Genomic DNA, 21,360 nt, shown 5'->3' on the forward strand with positions numbered 1-21,360 from the left:
TCTCGAAATGTTTCATTAGATTCGGGCTGATATTTTATGGTTTTTTGTACTTCAGCGCCTGCTGAATCTTTTGAATCAAATATTGCGAGGAATCTTGATTTTTAACTAAGTCTTCCAACTCGGTGACCGCGACTTCTGTGTGTTCTATATCTCTAACTAAAGAATCAGCGGTAACACTTTTTATGACTCCCAAAGGTTCTTGGATAGCGGTCAACGAATTGAAATTTTTTTCCGCTATTAATTCTTCCAACTCTAATAGGGCCATTTCGGCGCGATCGATCTTGATAGTCACTGATTTAGCCACATTAGCACCCGCTCTTGCTGCCTCCGTGAGTTCGTGAACTCGAAGTTTAAATCGGCTAGCAATTTGCTCCATTTGAGTCCCCAATTCAAAAGTTTTACTTGCCAGTCTGCCAATTTCTAGACTCACTTTGCTCAGGCCACTAGGCTGACTTCCCATTTGATTGGTAACTACAGCCACCTGTACTGCTAAATGCCTGACTTGTTCGATCGCCTCCCGGATGGTTCGGGAAGTGCGGTTAACCGTTTCTAAATCATTAGCTATTGCTTTGCCCACCCCCAAAATTTTATCTGTATTGTTGCAAATAGAATTAGCACCTTGAAAAGTAGCTTGAAATGCTTGGCGACCTTCCGAAGAAATCAGTTTCGCAATCCTTACAAATCGCTGATTCATTTGAGCGATTTCTTCAGCTTGTTTGACCAGTGCCACTTGCTGGGAACTAGGATTGGCATGGGAATTTTCTGTTTGACGTTGGTGGATTTTTAAAAGTTCATTACATTCGTGAACCTTAGCCTGTTCTTGTTGAATTAGCGCCAAATACTTGTGTCTTTCTACTCGGTATTTTTGAATAGCTTTGTTGGCTTGCGCTAAAAGTTTCGACTGGGCAATCACCAGAGTATGAACGTCCAAAAGGTGGTGGCTCTGGTCTTCCCTTACCACAATAATTGGTTCATAAATCAAGTCTTTGTGCCTGTGGAAAGACGCTTGGACGGCATCGTCAACTTTCCAGTTTTCCGAAAGCAGCAAAGGCGGAATTCTAATAAAATCTAACAATGCTCGAATCGGGTGTGACCCGTAAAGTTCTGCGCGATCGGGAAAACTCATTTGCTCTCGAAATTTGACGCGAGAAATCATGCCCAATACCTGTGATTCATGAGTAATAATGACTCCCGGCAGGTCTGGTTCTTGCTCAAATCTTTCAGCCACTACCTGTCCTAGAGTTGCAGCGCTCACTTGAAAGTCGTGACACGGCAGATGTCCGATCGTGAAATCGGGGGTGAGTTGAGTTGGATTGCTCATTTACCCGGATAGTGTTAAGTACAAGTTAACAAATTATATATTAATATTATACTGGAATAAGATTGTTTCAAGTAATAACAATGATAGGGAGAAATAAGCTCTCTGGCTCCGGGGCCTTCTATTACCTACTTTCTGACTACTGTCATCTCAAGCCTGTTGGATCGGCCGCACCTGTTATGCCACGGGTTCCGTCCTCACAACAGGGGCATTCATATTTTGTTCTTTAAAACAACCGGGAAAATATCTAGATTGAAACCAAAAACCTTACATCGGACTTTGCCCCTAGCAACCTTTGAGGCTGCTTACCAGTTGTTACAGCAAATGGCTGAACTCCCAGGGGCGATTTGGCTGACCGACGATGCGATGATCGCTGATTCTCACAATCTGGAAAATTCGTCGGAAAGGTTTGCAGCAGTGGTATCAGAGCATTTTAGCGCACTGCTGCGGGGCAATCTATTAGATGAGTTCGCAACAAACGGACACAAGCACAGCGAAAAAAATTTCCATTCGCAATTGAATGTGCAGTTGACTTTCGACCCCGGGGCGATCGCCGATTTCCTGTCTCCCCTCACAGACAAACTCGCAGAAATAACGCCCGCACCCTCGTGGCAAATCGACATTCGCGCCCTCAAACAAGCAATTAAAAATATACAGACTAACTCGGCCGTTCTTCAAAGTGAATTCACCCTAAATTTGCTGGATATTCTCGCTGCCAATGCCAGCCCAAATAATCGCCCGCCCCTACACAGCCAAAGAGAAATAGAGGGAAAATCCGCGCCCAAAGTTATAGATCCAGAAACGCTACAAAGCCAGATTGCTGAAGCCGTCAATCAATTACAAATTGCCAGTCCCTGTATTTCATTTTGTCAGCCAGTAGAAGATGCTTTGCAGCAGCAGCTCGAACAAGAGCGACTTTTGAATCAGGTCACAACTCAAATCCGCCAGAGTTTGGAATTGCCTGTAATTTTGTCAAAAGCAGTCGAGCAAGTGCGAGAGTTTTTGGAGGTCGATCGCCTGTTAATTTATCAATTTGAAAAAGTGCCAGCACCGCACAAGATCGAGTTAGCGAAAGAAAGACCTACGGCGGTTTCTGGGTCTGGCGAAATCCCAGAAAATTCCGGGTCTTACTTGTATTTAGGTCGCGTTACCTACGAAGCTTTAGCCAACGATGCTATCTCGTCTGTACTGAATTTTAGTGATGGCGCGCAGTGTTTTACTAATGGAGTCATTGACCGAGAGAAATATCGCAAAGGTTTGGCTTTGTGCGTCGCGGATGTGGAAACAACTTACTCTTCGCAGCCTTGTTTTTTAGAGTTGATGCGGCGGGCCAAGGTGCGGGCAAAGTTGCTAGTGCCGATCGTAGTTCAAGATGACTTGTGGGGGCTGCTAATTGCCCACCAGTGTACTTTTCGGGAGTGGGAAGAAAGCAAAAAAACTTTTTTGCGACAAATAGCAGAACATTTGGCGATCGCCATTTACCAAGCCGAACTTTATGCACAAGTCCAGCAGCAAAAGCGCACCTCAGAACAGCGCGTAATAGAGCGCACGCGAGAACTGCGCGATGCACTGGTTGCCGCCCAGTCTGCCAGCCTCGCCAAGAGCGAATTTTTGGCAGCTATGAGCCACGAATTGCGGACTCCTCTCACTTGCGTCATCGGTATTTCCGACACGCTGCTGCGGTGGTCTTACGGCAAAGTTGGCAGCAAAGAAGTGCCGATACAAAAGCAGCGGCAGTACCTGCAAACTATCCGAGACAGCGGCGACCATTTATTAGAATTAATTAACGATATTTTAGATTTATCGCAAGTAGAAGCTGGAAAAGCAATATTAAAAATTAGTGAATTTTCACTTTCTAAATTAGCTTCTCAGAGCCTGCACGCCCTCAAAGAAAAAGCTGCGACTAAAGGCGTGGAACTGCTGCAAGAACAGCGAATAAAACAAGAGTGCGATCGCTTCATCGCTGACCCGCGCCGCTTGAGACAAATTCTCTTCAATCTTATAGGAAATGCGATTAAGTTTACTCCCAAAGGCGGGCGAGTCATCCTGCGAGTTTGGGTGACAGAAGATCAAAATCGAACGCCGGCATTTCGGCAGGCCGGTACTGCACCTGCTGGCAGTACCGCTGTTTTTCAAATCAAAGATACTGGCATTGGAATTCCCGAAAATCAGCGATCGCTGTTGTTTCAAAAATTCCAGCAGTTGGATTCCCCCTACCGCCGCGAATACGGCGGCACCGGTCTGGGATTGGCTTTAACTAAACAGTTAGTAGAGCTTCACGGCGGTGCGATCGAAGTCAACTCTACAGTTGATGTCGGCTCTACTTTTACCGTTTTTATACCCATCCAAACTCTAACCAAAGATGAATCCACAAAATTCACATATGAAAAATCCAATTCATCTTTACCGCTGCATTCTTCCTCCTTGCGGGGCAGTCTCGTGCTCGTCGAAGAAGATGAAGAAACTGCCATGCTGATTTGCGATATCCTGACAGCAGCAGGACTGCAAGTGGTGTGGATGATTGAAGGTTCGGCGGCGGTGGAACAAATTGAACTTTTGCAGCCCAATGCTGTGATTGTCGATATGCGTTTGCCGGGTATGAATGGCTGCGAAATAATTCACCAACTGCGCCAAAGACTAGCTACTGAAAATATCAAGATTCTAGCTTTAAGCGCTCATGAAATTCCGCTAGATCAGATATCTTTCGTGACGGCGGGAGCTAACGATTGTTTGGCTAAACCGATTCACCCTGAGCAATTGCTGGACAAAATTATTTCTTTAATGGCCGGGATTGGTAATGGGTAATTGGGCATGGGGCATGGGGCATGGGGCATGGGGCATGGGGCATGGGGCATGGGGCATGGGGCATTGGTCATTTAATATAATTCAGTTTTTGAGGCAATTATGGGAAGACCTGATTTTGAGGAATTAGAGGTTTATAAGTTGGCGGAAAGTTTGGCGAATCAGATTTGGGAAATTGTTAAAAAATGGGATTACTTCACAAAAGATACGATGGGTAAACAGATCGTTCGGTCTGCTGATAGTGTCTGTGCTAATATTGCTGAAGGAAGAGGTCGTTATAATGACCAAGATAATCGGCGTTTTGTAAAAATTGCGAGAGGCTCTTTGTACGAAACAGTAAACTGGTTAAGATTAGCCTACGCTAGACAACTTATCACAAGCGAAAAAGTAAGCAAATTTAAACCAATTGTCGGTAAATTACTACCAAAACTTAACGCTTATTTGATTTCAATAGGGCACAGGGAATAAATTACAAAAAAGCCCCATGCTCCATGCCCCATGCCCCATGCCCAATTCCCCATGCCCCATGCCCAATTCCCCATGCCCCATGCCCCATGCCCCATGCCCCATCCGCAATTCCCCATGATTAATTGTCAAATTCCTACAGGATTAATTGTTTCTTGTCAAGCACCTGCTGATTCGCCGCTGCACGATCCGATCGTAATTGCGGCAATGGCTCGAACCGCCATCAATAGAGGTGCGTCGGGCGTGCGGATTGACACTCCGGCTCACATTGCAGCGGTGCGAAAACAGATATCCGCTCCCATAATTGGGATTTGGAAGCAGCAATTGCCGGGATGCGAGATTTACATTACTCCTCGGTTTGAAGACGCGGGGGCGATCGCGGCTTCTGGAGCCGATATTATCGCCGTTGATGCTACTCTGAGAAACCGTCCTGCTGGCGAAGAGTTAAAGACATTAATCGGGCGAATTCACAGTGAATTGGGTAAATTAGTGATGGCGGATGTAGATACAATAGAAGCTGCGATCGCGGCCGCCGAAGCTGGTGCAGATACTGTAGCAACTACTCTTTTTGGCTACACTGCCCAGACGGAAAATTTTTCGCCGCCGGGATTTGATTTGCTTGCAGAAATGGTAGAAAAGCTTAAGGTTCCCGTTATCTGCGAAGGCGGGATATCGGGGCCGGAAATGGCTAAAAAAGCCTTGGATTTAGGAGCGATGGCTGTTGTTGTGGGGACAGATATTACTGGGATTGATCTTAAGGTGACGGCCTATAAGTCGCTGATGGGGAAGTAAGTTCGGCAACCGATTGTTTAACGGATGTAACGGATGTAACGGATTGAAAAAAGTTAGGCAACCGATTGTTTAACGGATGTAACGGATGTAACGGATTGAAGGAAGTTCGGCAACCGATTGTTTAACGGATGTAACGGATGTAACGGATTGAAGGAAGAAGGGAGAAGAAATATTCGGCGATAGAAATGGCTTGTAGGCACAGGAAACGCGCCTGCTAAGGGTGGGAAATATCGGGCGATTTCTATCGCCCTTTATCAGGGGAAGTTACTAAATCAGTACGCCGTTGATAAAGCTGCTAACTACAGCCAAGGCGATCGCCCCCAGTACCGCGCTCCAAAGGCCCATCCGCAAACTAAATCCTTCAACTAACTTCGCAGCCGAGGCAAAAACAATCACGTTCATTACAAAAGCAAACGCGCCGGAAAGCAATCCCAGCGTCAGTAGGTTCGGCACGAAAAAAACTGCTTTCAGAATTGGCAAAATTAAAACATTCAACATTCCCAAAACCGCAGCGGAAATTACTGCTTTCGGTGTGCTGTCAATTTCTACGCCGATCGGCAGTTGAGAAATTAGCAGCAAGCTGCTGCCCGTCACGAGCCAAGCAATCAAAAAATCGATCGGTTCCACAGAGCACCTACCTCCTTAACAGTTGAATTGTCAGAAAAACCTGATATTTAATGTCTAACTTAGTCAACAAATCCGGCTGATTCATCTGCCAATCGATAGAATTTATGTCTGTTACTAAAGAGTTAGAAGTTATAATCCCTGTATCCTCTGCCAAATCATCCGGATGGGAACCGTATCAACCTGTTAGTTGAATAAAAAGAGCAGATTAATTAATATGGCTGGCGATTTTTCTTTTAACTCTAAAATCCGATTCGACAAAAATGGCTTGGACAATGCTTCACGGCAACGCAGCCGATCGCTCCAAGTTATGATTTTTATGCTGCTCGTCACTACGTTGGTGACGCTACCAATATTTCGTCTAGCCGAACTGCAACTGGTACAGGGAGCCTACAATCGACAGCGGGCGGAAAATAACCGCATTCGCCCTGTTTCAGTCCCAGCGACTCGCGGTCAAATTTTAGACCGCAACGGCAAAATTTTTGCGGCCAGCCGCGTATCTCGATCAGTATATGTGTGGCCAAAAGAACGATCGGCCAAGGAGTGGCAAGAGATCGCCGCTACACTGGGCCCGATCGTCAAACTTCCCGCGGCCGAAATTATCAAAAAAATCGATGTAGCTGGCTACAGATCAGCCCTGCCAGTGCGAATTAGTAAGGATATTGATGTCGGTACTTTCGTCGCTTTGGGAGAACAAAGTAATGCTTTGCGGGGAGTTGAAATTCGCGTAGAATCGAGCCGAGACAATCCCAACCAGCAGTTAGCAGCTCACCTTTTGGGATACGTCGGCGAAGCTAGTTTAGATCAATTAAAAGCTAATCCTGCATATCCGATGGGAATGATCGTGGGTCAAATGGGAGTTGAAAAATTAGCCAATTCAACTTTAGAGGGTGTTTGGGGAAACCGTTTAATCGAGGTAAATGCTAAGGGCGAGGAAATCCAAGATTTAGGTGTAAAAGAGCCTATCCCCGGCAAACCGGTACAGCTAACTTTAGATTTAGATATGCAGAAAACTGCGGAAAAAGCTTTGGGCGATCGCCTTGGTGCAGTTGTGGCGATCGACGTGAAAACCGGCGCTCTTTTAACAATGGCTAGTTGGCCGACATTTGATCCCAATATTTTCACCCGCAAGGTAACTCAAACAGAATGGGATCGGCTGCAAGGGCCAGACAAGCCATTTTTAAATCGGGCAGTTCAAGGCTATCCAGTCGGCAGCACTTTTAAGATTGTAACTTCTGTAGCCGGGATGGAGTCGGGCAAGTTTTCTCCTGACTCGACTTTGGTAAGTTCTGCTTCAATTAACATCGGCGGAATTTCCTTTAACGAACACGGTGCCGGTTACGGCGTTATCGGTTTCCGCGATGCTTTAGCCTACAGCAGCAATACGTTTTTCTATCAAGTAGGTATGACTGCAGGGCCGGAAGAAATGGCGAAATGGGCTAAAAAAATGGGCATTGGCGGTACTATTAATTTAGATCTTTTGGGGATAGACGGCGCCAATCACGGTCAAGTTCCGATACCAGCAGAGAAACAGAAAATGTATGGGGAAGATTGGTATGTTGGCGATACGGTAACAATGGCGATCGGTCAAGGTTTGGTACTTTGTACTCCGCTAGAATTGGCAGTGATGGTGTCAACTATTGCCAACGGTGGTTGGCGAGTGCAGCCACATTTGTTGGCTTCTCAAACCAATACGCCTGTTACTCAAAAAATTTCAACAGGTATTAAGCCGGCAACTTTAAATGTCATTAAACAAGGATTGATTGAGGTGGTGAAAAAAGGTACAGGCCGCGGCTTGAATGATGGTACTATTCCTTTAAGTGCGGGCAAAACTGGGACGGTGGAAATGCCCGGTCATCCTGACAATTCTATGTATGTGGGTTTTGCTCCTGCTGACAAACCGGAAGTTGCGATCGCAGTTATAGTTGAAGGCGGCGGATTTGGTTCTGTATCGGCGGCACCAATTGCTCAAGAGGTATTCCGAACCTATTTCCAAAAGCAGGGTTTTAAACCTACTAATAAGCCTCTCTAGTCATGACTTCACTGTTGACTGTTGACTGTTGACTGTTGACATTTTGTCCAATACTTCGATCGCACTATTCTTGATATCTGGGAAAAGTGCGATCGATGTTCAAAAGTTTTCCCCTACCAATCGTCTCACTTCCACGGTCTATAAATTCATCATTGGCGCCACCTGTTCCACACTCATTCCAGAATTTAAGAGTTGAGTTACGAGCGATCGTAATCTTGACTCTGCGGCCAGTCGTCCCAGTTTTTCTTCCTTATGAGTCTTCAAAAACTCACCCGTTTCAGGAACTCTAAACCTCAATTCTCCTGAAATTATATGCAATTCCAGTCCCAGCACTTCACTGAACAACCACAGCGTATCGAAAGCGATATTGTTGGCTGCAATCGGCTCGTACTGATTGTTTATTAGACGTACTCCCTGTAAAATCGGATTCAGATAATCTCCCGACGGATGGTACTGAAAATATTCCCTAACTCCCAAATCCCGATAAATTTTCGGTTTCGTTTGTTGGTCTTTCGTCTGAGTAGTTTCCGAAGTAATTTCTAACACAAAATCGGGAGTAATTCCGCCTTCTTCCCAAACTTTATAATTATCCCTTTTGCGGTTAGCTACTCCAAACACCACATAAATATCCGGAGCAACAACCGCTTGGTTGTTCCCTTGTTCATAATAAATGAAAGAATTAGCTGACACGTAAACATCAGAACGTTCTTGAAAGTAAAGCTTGACAGCTTCAACGCTGTAAGTCATGTAATCGCGCGTGATGTCGCTTTCAGCCATCGGCTCTCCGTCGCTGCTGGGATATTCAATTTCTAGTTGTTCGACTTGAGTTAAAATTGTCATTTTTCAATTTCCCTCAAAGTTAATTAATTTAATGTCCGGTAAATAAGTTTGGTAGGGTGCGTCGCTGCGATATCTTGGATAAAACTTGCAGATTATAGATGGCGACGCACCTTACACGGGATCTCGTAATATTGTGTGTATCACATATACATGGAATATGCTGTATAAACGGAGGACACGGCACTGCCTTGTCCCTACAATTAATGGGGTATGGACACTCCAAAAGCCGTGTCCTCGGTATGATTCCGATGCAGCCGGAAATGATATAACATCTGTTTGAGAGTCTACAGATACAGACTCTTTAAATTCTAATTAATCCCTCTATCTAAAATAATCATTTCCGAACCAACAACCGGACTTCTAGCTATTAACTTCCCTTCCATATTCGCAATTTCTAACTTGCTGAAATCGAGTGAGTTAGCCTCCTTCCACATCTTTGTTGCGAGTTGATTTTGCTCAACTTCGCTGAGTTTGTACCAATCTTCAGCGACTTTTACTGTCAAAATGCTGCTGGAAAAATTAACTTGAACAGACTCAACTAAACCGCCGCCCAGTCGATTCTTAATGTCAGTAACTTGATTTTGAATCGCAGCAATCAGAGACTGTTCGGGCGTCAGCGGTGGCGGTGGGATAAGTTCTACTGGTTGGGGTTTTTCCGGCGCCACTAAATCGGGCAACTTGCTTTTGAATTTAGTAGAGATTGGCTCAGATGGTACGATCGACTCTGGCGATTTCGGCGTTCCCGATGCCATAAAATCACCAAAAGTTTGCGGCGACTGCTGCGTTGCTGGGAGAGGCACTTTTGCTACTTTCTCCGGCGGTTTTGCTGAGAAACTGTTGAAAGTTAAACCGACTACAACGATAAGAGTTGCTGCTATGGCGGCGTTTAAAATTGGATCGGACAGCTTCTCGTTGGCAGATGGTGGCAGTAGCGATCGCACTAGCCGTACAATACTTTGCCAAAGTACAACGACTTTCTCTAAAAAACTCCCTTCCTTGCGTTGGGATACAGGCTTTTGCTCAACTTTTACAGCAACTTTTGGTGGCACGCTGTTAACTTCCACAGCAACAGCCGGAGGAGTTGCTGTTGCTGAGTCTGAAGCGGTGGGTGCGAGCGGCTTTTCTTGCTGCAACGGCGGTTCGGCTGGTAATTTTTTGCCTTTTTTTCCCAAATTCCCGATCGATGCAATCAAAGTTTTGATTCTCTGATTTTTGGGAACCGCGCTGCTGGCATTTTGAGTTGTGCTGCCAGTGGGGGCAGACTTGGCGGCCGAATCAACCTCCGCTGTCGGAGATTGAGAGGGTTCTGGAGTTGACTGGTTTAGCTGTTCTTCTGACATTTTCTCTGCCTTGGGGCGTTGCAAATATATCTAAACGCGATAAATTTTAGTTGAGCCATCTCAACCTTAATTTATCATTTTATTAGTTGTAACCGAATCAAAATGAGCATCAAACGCCGTCACTTTCTAATTTTAGGCAGTCTCAGCAGCTTAGGTTTTGCCGGAGTCTGGAAAATGTTTCAGCTTCGGACTGCCTGGGATACAGACGCCAACGCTGCTTTGCCTTCTAACGTTGAGGCAGAAAGGGCGATCGTTCCTTTGCCGGCCTCACCGCCTATTTTACGCTTTATTTCGGTAGCCGACACCGGTACCGGCGCAGAAGGTCAGTATGCTGTGGCTGAGGCGATGGCGCAATATCACCGGGAAAACCCTTTTAATGTTGCTGTTCTTGCCGGCGACAATATCTACAATAACGGCGAAATTGAAAAAATTAATGCTGTTTTCGAGCGGCCTTATCAGCCCTTATTACAGCAAGGTGTAAAATTTTATGCTTGTCTGGGAAATCACGACATCCGCACTGCTAACGGGGATCCGCAAGTTAAATATGCGGGTTTTAATATGCAAGGTCGCTACTATACTTTTCGCCGCGATTCCGTACAGTTTTTTGCTTTAGATACCAATCACAATGCGGATTGGAAAAATCAGCTTGTTTGGCTGGAAAAAGAGTTGAGTCAGAGCACCGCACCTTGGAAAGTTGTGTTCGGCCACCACCCGATTTATTCCTCTGGGGTGTACGGAGTGAGTCAATCTTTTATTAAGACTTTGACGCCTTTGTTTCAAAAGTACGGCGTGCAGCTTTATATCAACGGACACGATCACAGTTACGAACGCACTCGCTCGATTAACGGTACGACTTATTTAATTTGTGGGGCCGGCGCGGGTACTCGTCCGGTGAGCCGTTCTGAGTGGACGGAGTATTCTGCTAGCCGCCTGAGTTTTGCGACGTTTGATGTCTATGAAGACCGGATGTTTGTCAGTTCTATCGGTACTGACAAAGGGGTTTTTGACAGGGGAGTGATCGAAGTGCGATCGGCTTAATTCAGATTATATTCAGGAGCCAACAAAATGAATAGGGGTTTTAGAGCCAATAAAACTGGTTTTGTTTTAGAAACAACTGTAGAAGGTACGTTGAGAGGCCACGGATATCTCGAAATATGCCCCCAGTTGCCGAAAAAGCGCAAGCGAGAGTGGCTCTTAAGCTCTACTGAAAATCCCAAGCGATATGCTAAACAGGTTTATATCGGGTCTAGCATCTATGAAACTGAAATAAATGTCGATTTTTATATTGTTGATTCCGGTTTGTTTCCTCGGGGTCTAATTGTTGAGTGCAAGTGGCAAGAAGACAAAGGTTCAGTAGACGAGAAGTATCCTTACCTAAATTTAAATATTAAAAATTGTTATCGGGTTCCTACTATTGTTATAGTGGGTGGGGACGGTATGAGGCAAGGTTCGATCGACTGGTTTAAAAAACAAATTCCTGACAATCAAAATCTGTTGGCAGTCCACAAGCTCGAAGGTTTCATTACCTGGGCTAACAAATATCTGTAACAGGAGTTAGGGGACTTTCCCGCGTGTGGGGCAACCACGTATTGATCCTACGAAATATACTTAATTAGAGACTTTGCGTAAGTAAGACTTAAAATGAACGTATTAATAATTCCGTGATTTTTCCGCGCTTAAAACTATTAGAATTAATTCCCCTAGATGCTGATATTTCAAGGAGCTTTGGCAGAGATTTATTTGGAAAAAGTTGAGTATCGCTGTAGATTTTTTCGATAAAATCGCAGTTTGAATTAGACAGCATAACTTTCACCCCCCGTTCTGCAAGTTCTGCAAAAATATCTCTCAGTTTAATCTGTTCCGATTCTTTGAAATTATCCCGGCTGTAAGTCGTGAAGTTACTGGTGGCACTGATTGGATAATAAGGCGGGTCAAAATAAACAAAGTCTTCGCTACTGGTAGCAAAATCCAAAATTTCATCGAATTTTCTGACTTCAATTTGAGCGGGCGCGAGTAAAGATGAGACCGATCGCAGTAAATCTGCTTGACAAATGTTAGGATTTTTGTATCGACCTATAGGAACATTAAATTCACCTTTTGAGTTTTCTCTATAGAGGCCGTTGTAACAAGTTTTATTTAGGTAAATCAGGCGTGCTGCTTGTTCTGTATCTGTTTTGTAGGAGCGCGATCGCACCGAGTAATAATAATCTTTATTGTCCTTGGTATGTTCTAACTGATGTTCCTCTAAAAGTAGAATCAGTTCCTCCACTTTATCCCTGACACAGCGATAAGCATTAATCAACTCAGGATTAATATCTGTTAAAACAGCTTGCAAACCAGGGTGCTGCTGTGCTAAGTAAAAAAATATAGCTCCGCCACCCAAAAAAGGCTCGTAGTAAGTTGTGAACTTTTCAGGAAAATAAGGTTGATATTGTCCAATCAACCTAGTTTTGCCTCCTGCCCATTTCAGAAACGGACGTGGCAAGACGAAAGAAGGTGCGGCAGCAGACATTTATCTAGAAATAACGGCCCTATAATATTTATCACAACTAGAACTCAATAGACATACTTCTGAAGTTCTTACCGGAGGTCGCGTGGCATTAAACAGACAGTGCTGGAGCCATCGGCGAAAAGTTTTCGTTAGAATTATATATGTCAGCCTGGCCGGCAAAAATGCCCGATCGCCCGATCGGCAGATTTAGCTCCGGCTGTGCCAAAATTGTCTAACTCGCTCACAAGTGTTACCAGTCAAAGATCGTGCTGTGACACTTTACCCCACCAAGCCAATGCAAGATTTTATTAATAACGTCTCTCGCTACCCGCGCTTTTTCATTACGATATGTCTGGGAATTTTCTTTTTCCTGTTCGAGCGACTCAAACCCCTGCTCGATCGACCGACAAGTGCGATCGCCCTGATTAGTTCGATTGTAGCGACTTTTGTCTTTCTAACTTTTACACTGCGGGCTATGTTAGGCCTGAGTTCGGTTTAAAGCCTGCGCTTGAACGCAAACATCAACGGCAAATTCAGTTAAAACACTAACTCCCAAAGTAACTGCCAATTCTTGCAGGCGATCGCACACTTGACAATAGTCGCTGCGATAGATTGGAAGAGGAAGTTAGTAAGCGGCGTTACGTCAGCGCTGCTCAACCAAGCCGCAGGCCCACATTACCGAAGTGCAGGACAAGCGTTTGGGGCTATCAACATTCACTGGGGAAATACTGCACCTCTGTTTCCCCGGTGTCCCACTTAATCATTAGGAAGCGGCACACCCCGCCCCGCTTTCCTCTCCCGTTAACCTGACGGTATCACGAGAGTTTCCAGCGGACAAGACAGATGAAGTTTGAACATATCTATCAATTTTTTCAAGACCCCCCTCCTGTTTATCTAAACAAGGAGTTAGCTGTGTGTTACATTCTCTCCGTGTTATTGCGCGGAGATTCCTACGGTACAGAACTGATTGGCCAACTAGAGAGGGAATTCCCCATCTACCGACTATCTGATACCGTTCTCTACAGCGCTCTGAAATTCCTCGAAGATGAAGCCGTAATCACCGGTTACTGGAAAAAAGTAGAAGGACGCGGCCGCCCCCGCCGGATGTATCAAATCCTCCCTGAGTGGCGCCACCAAGCTCAAGACCTCGCTCGTCTCTGGCATGAGTACATTGGTCAGGGAAACGGCTCGTCAGAGCGTCGTTCCCGCGCCTTAGAAACTGGTCACACAGGTTAGCCGAGTTGGAATCGGATGCCTAAACCCTGGAGATGCTGGCGCTACTTGCAAAGCGATTTGCCCGATTGCCTTCGCTTTGCTCGATCGCCACACAGCGATTAAAGCAGCTACACTACATCAGGACTTACGCATTGTCACTTAAGAATTAGGGATGATGGGGAGATATGGAAATTATTGGGTGATGGAGAGCAAAACGCCTTGCAGAAGAAGCTTTCTGCGAATTTTGATAAAAAAGTGTCTGCGTAAGTCCTCGATCGCTTTCTTATGTAAAGTTCTGTAAAGTAATAGTAGATAATTTCAATTACACAAACTTCTACCAATGGATACTGCTGTTCTTCCCTCTACCTTTGTGCTGACGCTGCTGTTGGCCGTAGGCTTGTTTTTCTTCATCAAGGCTTCAGTCAAAGATCGCATCGAACAAGTCAAGCTGGCTTCCGAGAGCGCCCAAGAGTCACTGTTAACCGACTTACAACAGTATTTTGCCGATAGAGCTTACCGAGTTGCAGCCGTCGATGCCCCCAACTATAAAGTCACGTTTGAGGGTTTTGTGCGGCCGAGTTGGTTTCTAGCTATTTTTCTAACTCTGCTGAGTGCAGGTGGCACTCTGTGCTTGGGACTGGTTTTGGGAATGCTAGTTCCTCAGCAGGGTCAAATTTTCCTAGCTTTGGTACTGCTGTCCCCGCTGGCGGGGGTATTTTACTGGAAAAAAGCTGGACGCTCTGAGCAAGTCTCCCTCAAACTCGAATCAGTTGCTGAGTCGGGAAGCCCAACCAAGAGCTTTGTTACTGTCAGAGCTCACCGCGATGAACTAGCAGCCATGCAAAAAGCTTTAGATTTGAAACCGATCGATTATAAAGTTTGACGCGGAACGTTTTTTGATATGCTAGATGCCGTAGTTAGACTTCGAGCTGACAAACCGATGACTCAAGAGTGGCTCTTTCGTTGATAAACCCGTGGCTGTTTTTTTGATCCACTTGTTCGATCGACAAATTCGATCGACAAAACAGTCAAAAAAAAACCATTATCGTGAAAGTGCCAATTGTGGCGATCACCCTTGGGCTGCGATCACGCCTGTTGCGATGGCTCCTTATACCCTAGTTTCTAAGGACTTTTCGCAGAAATTTCAGTTGGCACTCTCCAGACAATGAGAACTCTCGCGCTTTTGTTAAAAAACTTAGAAAAACATTGCTGTCAATGTTTTGAGCTAAACATTTTGAGCTATGCGCGGCTGGCTGACACCACAGGAATTTTTTCTGTGGTAGCTTCCAACATCACCTTTAAGCTGGGAAACAAGAAATGGTTCTCTTCTACGTATTGGGCTCCAAATAAACCTTTTTCAGCCCAGAAGTATCTGTCAGTGGTATGCTCGTTACGCTTGACTAACAGCAAAGCTGGGGGAGCAATGCCTTCTGCATGGATGAACTTGCGAGCCGCTGTTACGGGTTTATCTTCGCCGCTCTCGATGCTATATTGAGGCACACACTCTAAAATTCTGCGTCCTTCTTGTCGGCGGCGACTCTTGCGTTTGCGTCTCCTGGCCAATTTCTTTACCTCCTCTGTGAGCAGACAGTATGAGCAGACAGGTTGTAATGATAGCTACCAAATCCGAGGCCAGTATATCCGTTCTAGCTCAAAATTTCAACTGTTTTTAATATATCGACATAATCTTAACATTCGTGCCGATCGACAAAAGTGTAGCGGTTGTGCTATGGTTGGCCGCAAGTTCCGGCAAAAGCCAAGCTTGGGGATCGGTGGAAGCTGCGCGGAGGGCGATGCGGGGCAATGTTGGTTCATGAAAGCCCCATGCCTTCAACATAGCTGCCTTCTATCAAAGGGAATAAATCTGAAATCGAGAAGTATCTCATCAGTAATCGGCCGCCGATCATTTGTAATTTACTTAGAATTCCGTTAGATATCTTAATGTGGCGCTCATGTTAATGCCAGCCAGTTCAGAATTTGTCAAACTTTGCCGTTCGCAGGTGGCTATCGCCGTTAGTTTGGGAGCGAAATTCAGCGCGGTATACCTGACACAAGAGTTGGTAGAAGGCAGCGAAGCAAAGTTGGTGCCGATCGCAGTTTACCCAGAAACCTCAGCCGAATTGGAAGAAAATCAGGGGTTGAGGTTGCAATCTTCCGAAAGCTCGACAGTGAAACCGGTACCGCGACTGCTGGCGCCGCCTGTTCGGCCTGTGGAAGAATCAACGGTAGAGGCAATCGCACCCGATCGACTTCCGGGTAAGGAGCGCAGTTCCCATCAGTGCCAAGGCCCGGAGAATTTGTGGCAGCAGCGGATGCAAATTGTGACGCCTCTGATACACGAGGGAGCTGTAATGGGACTCCTAGTCAGCGGTCGGCAAGACAGGCCTTGGAACGAGCGAGAAGAGGCTCAAATACAACAAATTGCTCGCACCTTAGCCCTAGCCTGCATTTTAGACCAGCGATCGCAGTGGATGCAGCAGGAATTGGGTTCGGCCCGACAAATCCAGGCTCAGGTTTACGACACGATGCACAATTTGCTGCACCAGTTCAAAAGTCCGCTGACAGCGTTGCGAACTTTTGGCAAGCTGTTAGCGCGGCGGCTGGTACCGGAAGACAAAAACCGCAATGTGGCTTTTAGTATTGTCCGAGAGAGCGATCGGCTACAAGAGTTGCTGGGCCAGTTCGATCGAACTGTTGACACCGGCGAAGCACATCTAAAACTGCGATCGGACACTTCAGAAAAAGCAATGTCCAATGTGGAATCAATCCGGCATTCTCCTCTCTCGCTGTCACCTGCGGCCAATTTGGAGGAATCCTGTTTTGTTACAGAAGTCTTAAAACCGCTGTTAATTTCCGCCGAGGCGATCGCATCTGAAAGGAATCTGAAATTGGTCGCCGACCTGGAGGCGAATTTGCCACCAGTCTCAGCGAACGATCGAGCTTTGCGCGAAGTTTTGAGCAATTTAATTGACAATGCTTTGAAATATACCCCCGCCGGCCGCCAAATTTATATTAAAGTCCGGTACAAAGCAGCGGATGGCGATCGGGCAGGATACAGCCAATTGCCTGCCATAGCAGTTGCCGTCAGCGACACAGGTTCCGGCATTCCTCCCCAGGATTTAGAGCATTTATTTGAGCGGCACTACCGGGGAGAAAAAGCGCAGACAGAAATTCCCGGTACAGGATTGGGTTTGGCGATCGCCCGCGATTTAGTCCGCCAAATGCAAGGAGAAATAGAAGTATTTTCCCCAGTCAATCCAGAATGGCTGCCCTCTGCAGAAACTAATTTATTATATCCAACCGATCGCGGCACTACATTTGTGGTTTGGCTACCAGTGAATAAGTAACGAACTCTATTGCTTAGAGACATTTTTTATGAAGCATCTACCTTTATTCGATAAAATTCCCAAGTTGTCAAATTCTTTAGAAATTTTCAAAAAACACTTTTTTCGTGTACGGTTTTTAGCTGCTTTTAACATTCTGACTGTTCTGATTTTGGGCGGGCTGAGTGTATACGCAAAACTCAACAACCAGGGAGACGGAGTTGAACGCCTGTTTAGCGACCCTTTTAATTTCTGGTTCCCTTACGAAGGAATTCTCACCGGAGTTTCCGAAGTCCTCTGGTGCATCCCAGTAGCAATTTGTGCATTTACTTTCGGAGTGCTGCGCCAACAAAAAGAGCCGCAGAGTCGATCGGGGATGTTCTTATTTTTTAGTGCTTTACTACTCGGAGTCTTTTTCCTAGATGACAGGTTTCGGATGACTTTGATTCTTTCTGGGTTGGGAATATCTAGCAAATTAATTTATTTCTGTTATGGTAGTGCTGTCTTTTTTTACGGAGTTAAGTTTTGGCGAGACATCAAAACCACTCCTTACCTGCCATTAGTCGTAGCATTCCTCTTGTTTGCTATCTCACGGTTTGAGGATATTTTTGAGTCTCAAAGTCTAGGAGTACACGCGATGTTAGAAGATGGCACTAAATTATTAGCTCTTCTGAATTTAGCACTGTATTTTTGGCACGTATGTCATCAAGAAATCGGGCGGCATTTACAGCAGAGGGAAGAACGTTGAGCGCCTAAATTATTTTACCAAAAAAGGCGTTTATAAATTAGGGTATAACTAAGCAACGCCGGCGATCGCATAGAACCAAAATAATTTATTTGATTTTGATATGGCATCGGAAGATTAGCCAATTTTAGATAGTGAATTAATAACCGAAGGGAATGTCTGAGCAACTTGTTATCTGATGTAGAATAACAAAAAGTTTTTCCTGTCAAACGAGCTATCAAGATGTGTTAATCTTGTATTTACGCGCTCAACAATTCAACACCGCCCTAATTGATGTATCACCGGGTTCATCAGCTTTGACTATTTTTTCACGAAACTCGATCGCATAAATTTTCATTTTTCTGCTTCTCTACGGAATGCAGCGTACTAAATATACATGGAATATGCTGTATTTTTACGGCACAGTTAATAACGCCTCGGAAGAGATTGTTAAAAAATATATTGCAAACCAACACAATTAAGTTAGAAGAATATGGCTAAAGCCGCAGCAAGTCCCCACCCCAGCAAAGGCGGGACTTGCTGCGGGAAAAAATTCTGTCAGAATTCCGATGAATGAGGAATTAGCAATTACCCTATTCTCATGCAACTGAAAACCGATATATAGCAATCCTAAATCATTTGTGAATTTCTTACTCTCTCCCCTTGATAAGGGGAGGGTTGGGGTGGGGTAAAAAGTTTACGACTCCTGCAAGGATTGCTATATGATCAATCAATTCAGCCAGATAAGTTTTCTAGGCATTCGCTACAGCGATCTTAGTGGCTCTACAGATAGTGGGCAGATCAATAATAAACTGCGTTCCCTGCTCTGGCGTAGAAATACACTCCAATTGACCGCAGTGTTTTTCTATCAGAATTTTTCGGCTGATGGACAATCCCATGCCTGTACCTTTTCCTATGGGTTTAGTAGTAAAAAAGGGAGTGAAAAGTTTAGCACGAACTGTTTCTGTCATGCCCACACCATTATCAGAAATTGTTACCAGGATGTGGGAAGCCGAGCTAATGTTGTCATGCGAATTGCCGGGTACAACTTCAGTCCGAATCAAAATCTGGGGGTGAAAAACAGCACCATCTTCTCTATTTACCCGCTCTTCCAAAGCATCTATAGCATTCGCTAAAAGGTTCATAAACACCTGATTGAGCTGACCGGCATAACAGTTCACAAGTGGCAATACACCATAGTCTTTTATCACATTAATAGCAGGCCGATCCGACTTAGCCTTTAGTCGGTGCTGTAAGATCAGCAAAGTGCTATTAATGCCTTCGTGGATATCTACTGATTTAATTTCAGTTTCATCCAGCCGCGAAAAATTGCGTAGAGAGTGAACAATATTGCGAATGCGTTCGATCCCTAACTGCATGGAAGAAAGCAATTTTGGTAAATCATCTATGATAAATGGCAACTCTGCATCTTCTATTTCATGGATAATTTCTGCTTCTGGTTGCGGGTAATACTTTTGGTAAAGATTCAACATATTAATGAGTTCTTTAATATAGTCGTTGGCGTGGGACAGATTGCCATAAATAAAGTTAACCGGATTATTGATTTCATGAGCGACACCTGCAACTAATTGACCGAGACTAGACATTTTTTCACTTTGAACTAGCTGGAGTTGTGTTTCTTGGAGTTCTTTGACAAAATGCTCTAAGGCAACAGATTTTTGGTGCTCTTTTTCTTCACTGAGACGGAGTGCTTTCTCTACTTGTTCGCGTCGCTCTATTTCAGACTGCAATTTATGACTTAGAGAAAAACTTCTCAAAGCTGTTAGCATCGTAGTGTATAGCTTTGATGTCGTTAATTCAGTTTTAGTTTTATAGTCATTAATATCGTAATTGATAATAATGCTTTTTTCAGGTACTTGTCCGGGTTGACCCGTGCGTAAAATAATTCGCACTAACTGGTTCCATAAGACTTCGCGGACATATTTAACAAAGTTTAAGCCAGCATCATCTGTTTCCATAATTACATCAAGTAAAATGATGGCAACATCAGGATTTTCTTGGATTAGCTGTTTAGCTTCACGAGCGGAGTAAGCATTAATGAAGGTTAAAGATTTATTCTCAAAGACAAACTTCCTGAGTGAAATTTCGGTAGCGGTGTGAACTTGAGCCTCATCATCTACAACTAAAATTTTCCAGCTTTCACTCAGTTTTTCTTCTGTGGTTTCATCTGCAAACAATATCTCGTCATCCGAGTCGATTACTTCGGCAAAGTATACTGTTTCTGGAGATGGTTGAGTTAACAAATCGTCAAAATCACTTTTCATTGCTGTACACCTTTATTTTTTACTAATGTTTAGGTTTGAAGTTAGAAAACCTGTTAAGAAAAAGGCAGAAGGGAGAAGAGTTACACAGCAACCTTTTCAGTCATCCTTACTTTACTTTTAATGAGGTGGACTTACTTAGTTATCTTGGTCAGGAAATCGGAATTGGAACTCTACATTGGTGAATCAATTTGCATGGGTAATTTAATAATAAACTTAGTGCCTCTTCCCACCTCACTTAGACACTCAATTTCACCTTTGAGTTTTTGGGTGACTAAATTGTAGACAATATGTAACCCTAACCCACTGCCACCTTGACCACGCTTAGTGGTAAAGAATGGCTCAAAAATTTTACTTAAGTTTTCTGGGGGAATACCTTTACCTTCATCGGCGTATTCAAACCTTAGCCGATTACCTTCTTGTTCCCAAGCAAAGATTATTTCCCCAGAAATTCCTGGTTCATAGGCATGAATCAGAGAATTGATTAGCAAGTTTGTCACAACTTGGGACAAGGCTCCTGGATAAGAATCTATAGCAATTTTGCTATCTCCCTTAATTTTAAGCGAATGTTGGCTATTTTTCAACTTTGGTTTTAATTGTAATAAAATTTCATCAAGATAAGGTCTGATCTGGAAAGTACGTCGTTCTTCGCTAGAGCGATCTACTGCTACTTGCTTAAAGCTTTGAATCAAGGCTGCCGCCCGATCTAGGTTAATTAGAAGTGCTTTACTGCTTTGACTAGCAATATCGACAAACTCTTCTAAATCCGAGCGCTTCATTTTGCCACTTTTATAAATAGATGCAAATTCTGTGGTATTTTCTGCCAAAGCTGAAGCAACAGTGACGCCCACTCCGATGGGAGTATTAATTTCATGGGCAACACCAGCAACTAATCCTCCTAGAGATGCCATTTTTTCAGATTCGACTAGCTGAGTTTGGGTGGCTTTTAAAGCCTCTAGGGTGTTCGATAATTGTTGAGTACGATCGCTCACTAATTGCTCTAAGTTTTGATTAAACTCCTGTAAATTTTTGTAAAGTTGAGCATTCTCAATGGAAATAGCAATTTGGGCAGATAAAAGTTTTAACAATTCTAGCCGATCGGTAGTAAAAGC

At 44.5% G+C, this 21,360-nt stretch carries 21 protein-coding genes; 12 read left to right on the forward strand and 9 right to left on the reverse strand.

Annotated elements, in window-relative coordinates:
• Positions 1-34: 34 nt before the first annotated feature.
• Positions 35-1,321 (reverse strand): chemotaxis protein, encoded by a 1,287-nt coding sequence (locus tag QUA03_RS16675; RefSeq protein ID WP_333213372.1) that lies wholly within the window; start codon positions 1,319-1,321, stop codon positions 35-37.
• A gap of 249 nt (positions 1,322-1,570) precedes the next feature.
• Between QUA03_RS16675 and QUA03_RS16680 the strand changes: the two genes are divergently transcribed.
• From QUA03_RS16680 to QUA03_RS16690, 3 genes are all read left to right on the forward strand, one after another.
• Complete coding sequence (locus QUA03_RS16680) at positions 1,571-4,123, forward strand: ATP-binding protein (protein ID WP_333213373.1); 2,553 nt, start codon at positions 1,571-1,573, stop codon at positions 4,121-4,123.
• A 99-nt stretch (positions 4,124-4,222) separates the two neighbouring features.
• Entirely contained in the window at positions 4,223-4,588 is a 366-nt protein-coding gene (locus tag QUA03_RS16685; RefSeq protein ID WP_333213374.1) for a four helix bundle protein, read from the forward strand.
• Between the two features lie 114 nt (positions 4,589-4,702).
• The gene (locus QUA03_RS16690; RefSeq protein WP_333213390.1) at positions 4,703-5,377 is read left to right on the forward strand and encodes an N-acetylmannosamine-6-phosphate 2-epimerase; all 675 of its coding nucleotides are present in this window, start codon (positions 4,703-4,705) and stop codon (positions 5,375-5,377) included.
• Positions 5,378-5,644: 267 nt separating this feature from the next.
• On the opposite strand, the gene QUA03_RS16695 is transcribed toward QUA03_RS16690, so the two are convergent.
• Positions 5,645-6,004 carry a phage holin family protein gene (locus tag QUA03_RS16695; protein WP_333213375.1) on the reverse strand — a complete coding sequence of 120 codons (360 nt, stop codon included), beginning with the start codon at positions 6,002-6,004 and terminating at the stop codon, positions 5,645-5,647.
• A gap of 214 nt (positions 6,005-6,218) precedes the next feature.
• Between QUA03_RS16695 and mrdA the strand changes: the two genes are divergently transcribed.
• A complete protein-coding gene (gene mrdA / locus QUA03_RS16700; RefSeq protein ID WP_333213376.1) occupies positions 6,219-8,033 on the forward strand; it encodes a penicillin-binding protein 2 in 1,815 nt (604 codons plus the stop codon).
• A gap of 138 nt (positions 8,034-8,171) precedes the next feature.
• Here mrdA and QUA03_RS16705 read toward each other — a convergent pair whose 3' ends face one another.
• Together QUA03_RS16705 and QUA03_RS16710 are read right to left on the reverse strand one after the other, a co-directional pair.
• Positions 8,172-8,873: a Uma2 family endonuclease gene (locus QUA03_RS16705; protein ID WP_333213377.1), complete on the reverse strand. Its 702-nt coding sequence runs from the start codon at positions 8,871-8,873 to the stop codon at positions 8,172-8,174.
• Positions 8,874-9,181: 308 nt separating this feature from the next.
• Positions 9,182-10,213 carry a hypothetical protein gene (locus QUA03_RS16710; RefSeq protein WP_333213378.1) on the reverse strand — a complete coding sequence of 344 codons (1,032 nt, stop codon included), beginning with the start codon at positions 10,211-10,213 and terminating at the stop codon, positions 9,182-9,184.
• 102 nt (positions 10,214-10,315) lie between these two features.
• Here QUA03_RS16710 and QUA03_RS16715 point away from each other — a divergent pair, with 102 nt between their 5' ends.
• Positions 10,316-11,251 carry a metallophosphoesterase gene (locus QUA03_RS16715; RefSeq protein WP_333213379.1) on the forward strand — a complete coding sequence of 312 codons (936 nt, stop codon included), beginning with the start codon at positions 10,316-10,318 and terminating at the stop codon, positions 11,249-11,251.
• A gap of 27 nt (positions 11,252-11,278) precedes the next feature.
• Entirely contained in the window at positions 11,279-11,761 is a 483-nt protein-coding gene (locus QUA03_RS16720; RefSeq protein ID WP_333213380.1) for a PD-(D/E)XK nuclease superfamily protein, read from the forward strand.
• Positions 11,762-11,849: 88 nt separating this feature from the next.
• Here QUA03_RS16720 and QUA03_RS16725 read toward each other — a convergent pair whose 3' ends face one another.
• Positions 11,850-12,725 (reverse strand): DNA adenine methylase, encoded by an 876-nt coding sequence (locus QUA03_RS16725; protein WP_333213381.1) that lies wholly within the window; start codon positions 12,723-12,725, stop codon positions 11,850-11,852.
• A 274-nt stretch (positions 12,726-12,999) separates the two neighbouring features.
• Here QUA03_RS16725 and QUA03_RS16730 point away from each other — a divergent pair, with 274 nt between their 5' ends.
• The 4 genes from QUA03_RS16730 to QUA03_RS16745 all read left to right on the forward strand — a co-directional run bounded on the left by QUA03_RS16730 (position 13,000) and on the right by QUA03_RS16745 (position 15,088).
• Positions 13,000-13,203, forward strand: coding sequence for a DUF751 family protein (locus QUA03_RS16730; RefSeq protein WP_333083642.1), 204 nt, complete (start codon positions 13,000-13,002; stop codon positions 13,201-13,203).
• A 344-nt stretch (positions 13,204-13,547) separates the two neighbouring features.
• Positions 13,548-13,940, forward strand: coding sequence for a PadR family transcriptional regulator (locus tag QUA03_RS16735; RefSeq protein WP_333083597.1), 393 nt, complete (start codon positions 13,548-13,550; stop codon positions 13,938-13,940).
• Between the two features lie 319 nt (positions 13,941-14,259).
• Complete coding sequence (locus QUA03_RS16740; RefSeq protein WP_333213382.1) at positions 14,260-14,802, forward strand: cofactor assembly of complex C subunit B; 543 nt, start codon at positions 14,260-14,262, stop codon at positions 14,800-14,802.
• A 91-nt stretch (positions 14,803-14,893) separates the two neighbouring features.
• The gene (locus QUA03_RS16745) at positions 14,894-15,088 is read left to right on the forward strand and encodes a hypothetical protein (protein ID WP_333213383.1); all 195 of its coding nucleotides are present in this window, start codon (positions 14,894-14,896) and stop codon (positions 15,086-15,088) included.
• Between the two features lie 70 nt (positions 15,089-15,158).
• Here QUA03_RS16745 and QUA03_RS16750 read toward each other — a convergent pair whose 3' ends face one another.
• A complete protein-coding gene (locus QUA03_RS16750) occupies positions 15,159-15,482 on the reverse strand; it encodes a DUF3155 domain-containing protein (RefSeq protein WP_006635576.1) in 324 nt (107 codons plus the stop codon).
• Between the two features lie 106 nt (positions 15,483-15,588).
• Entirely contained in the window at positions 15,589-15,756 is a 168-nt protein-coding gene (locus QUA03_RS16755) for a hypothetical protein (protein ID WP_333213384.1), read from the reverse strand.
• Positions 15,757-15,877: 121 nt separating this feature from the next.
• On the opposite strand from QUA03_RS16755, the gene QUA03_RS16760 reads away from it, so the two are divergent.
• Together QUA03_RS16760 and QUA03_RS16765 are read left to right on the forward strand one after the other, a co-directional pair.
• Positions 15,878-17,266: an ATP-binding protein gene (locus QUA03_RS16760; RefSeq protein ID WP_333213385.1), complete on the forward strand. Its 1,389-nt coding sequence runs from the start codon at positions 15,878-15,880 to the stop codon at positions 17,264-17,266.
• 28 nt (positions 17,267-17,294) lie between these two features.
• A complete protein-coding gene (locus QUA03_RS16765; protein WP_333213386.1) occupies positions 17,295-17,990 on the forward strand; it encodes a hypothetical protein in 696 nt (231 codons plus the stop codon).
• 728 nt (positions 17,991-18,718) lie between these two features.
• Here QUA03_RS16765 and QUA03_RS16775 read toward each other — a convergent pair.
• Positions 18,719-20,251, reverse strand: coding sequence for an ATP-binding protein (locus tag QUA03_RS16775; RefSeq protein ID WP_333213387.1), 1,533 nt, complete (start codon positions 20,249-20,251; stop codon positions 18,719-18,721).
• 170 nt (positions 20,252-20,421) lie between these two features.
• A partial coding sequence (locus QUA03_RS16780; protein WP_333213388.1) for a GAF domain-containing sensor histidine kinase occupies positions 20,422-21,360 on the reverse strand: 939 nt, incomplete at its 5' end.

The sequence above is a fragment of the Microcoleus sp. S36b_A4 genome, from assembly GCF_036700645.1.
Taxonomy (GTDB): Bacteria; Cyanobacteriota; Cyanobacteriia; order Cyanobacteriales; family Microcoleaceae; genus Microcoleus.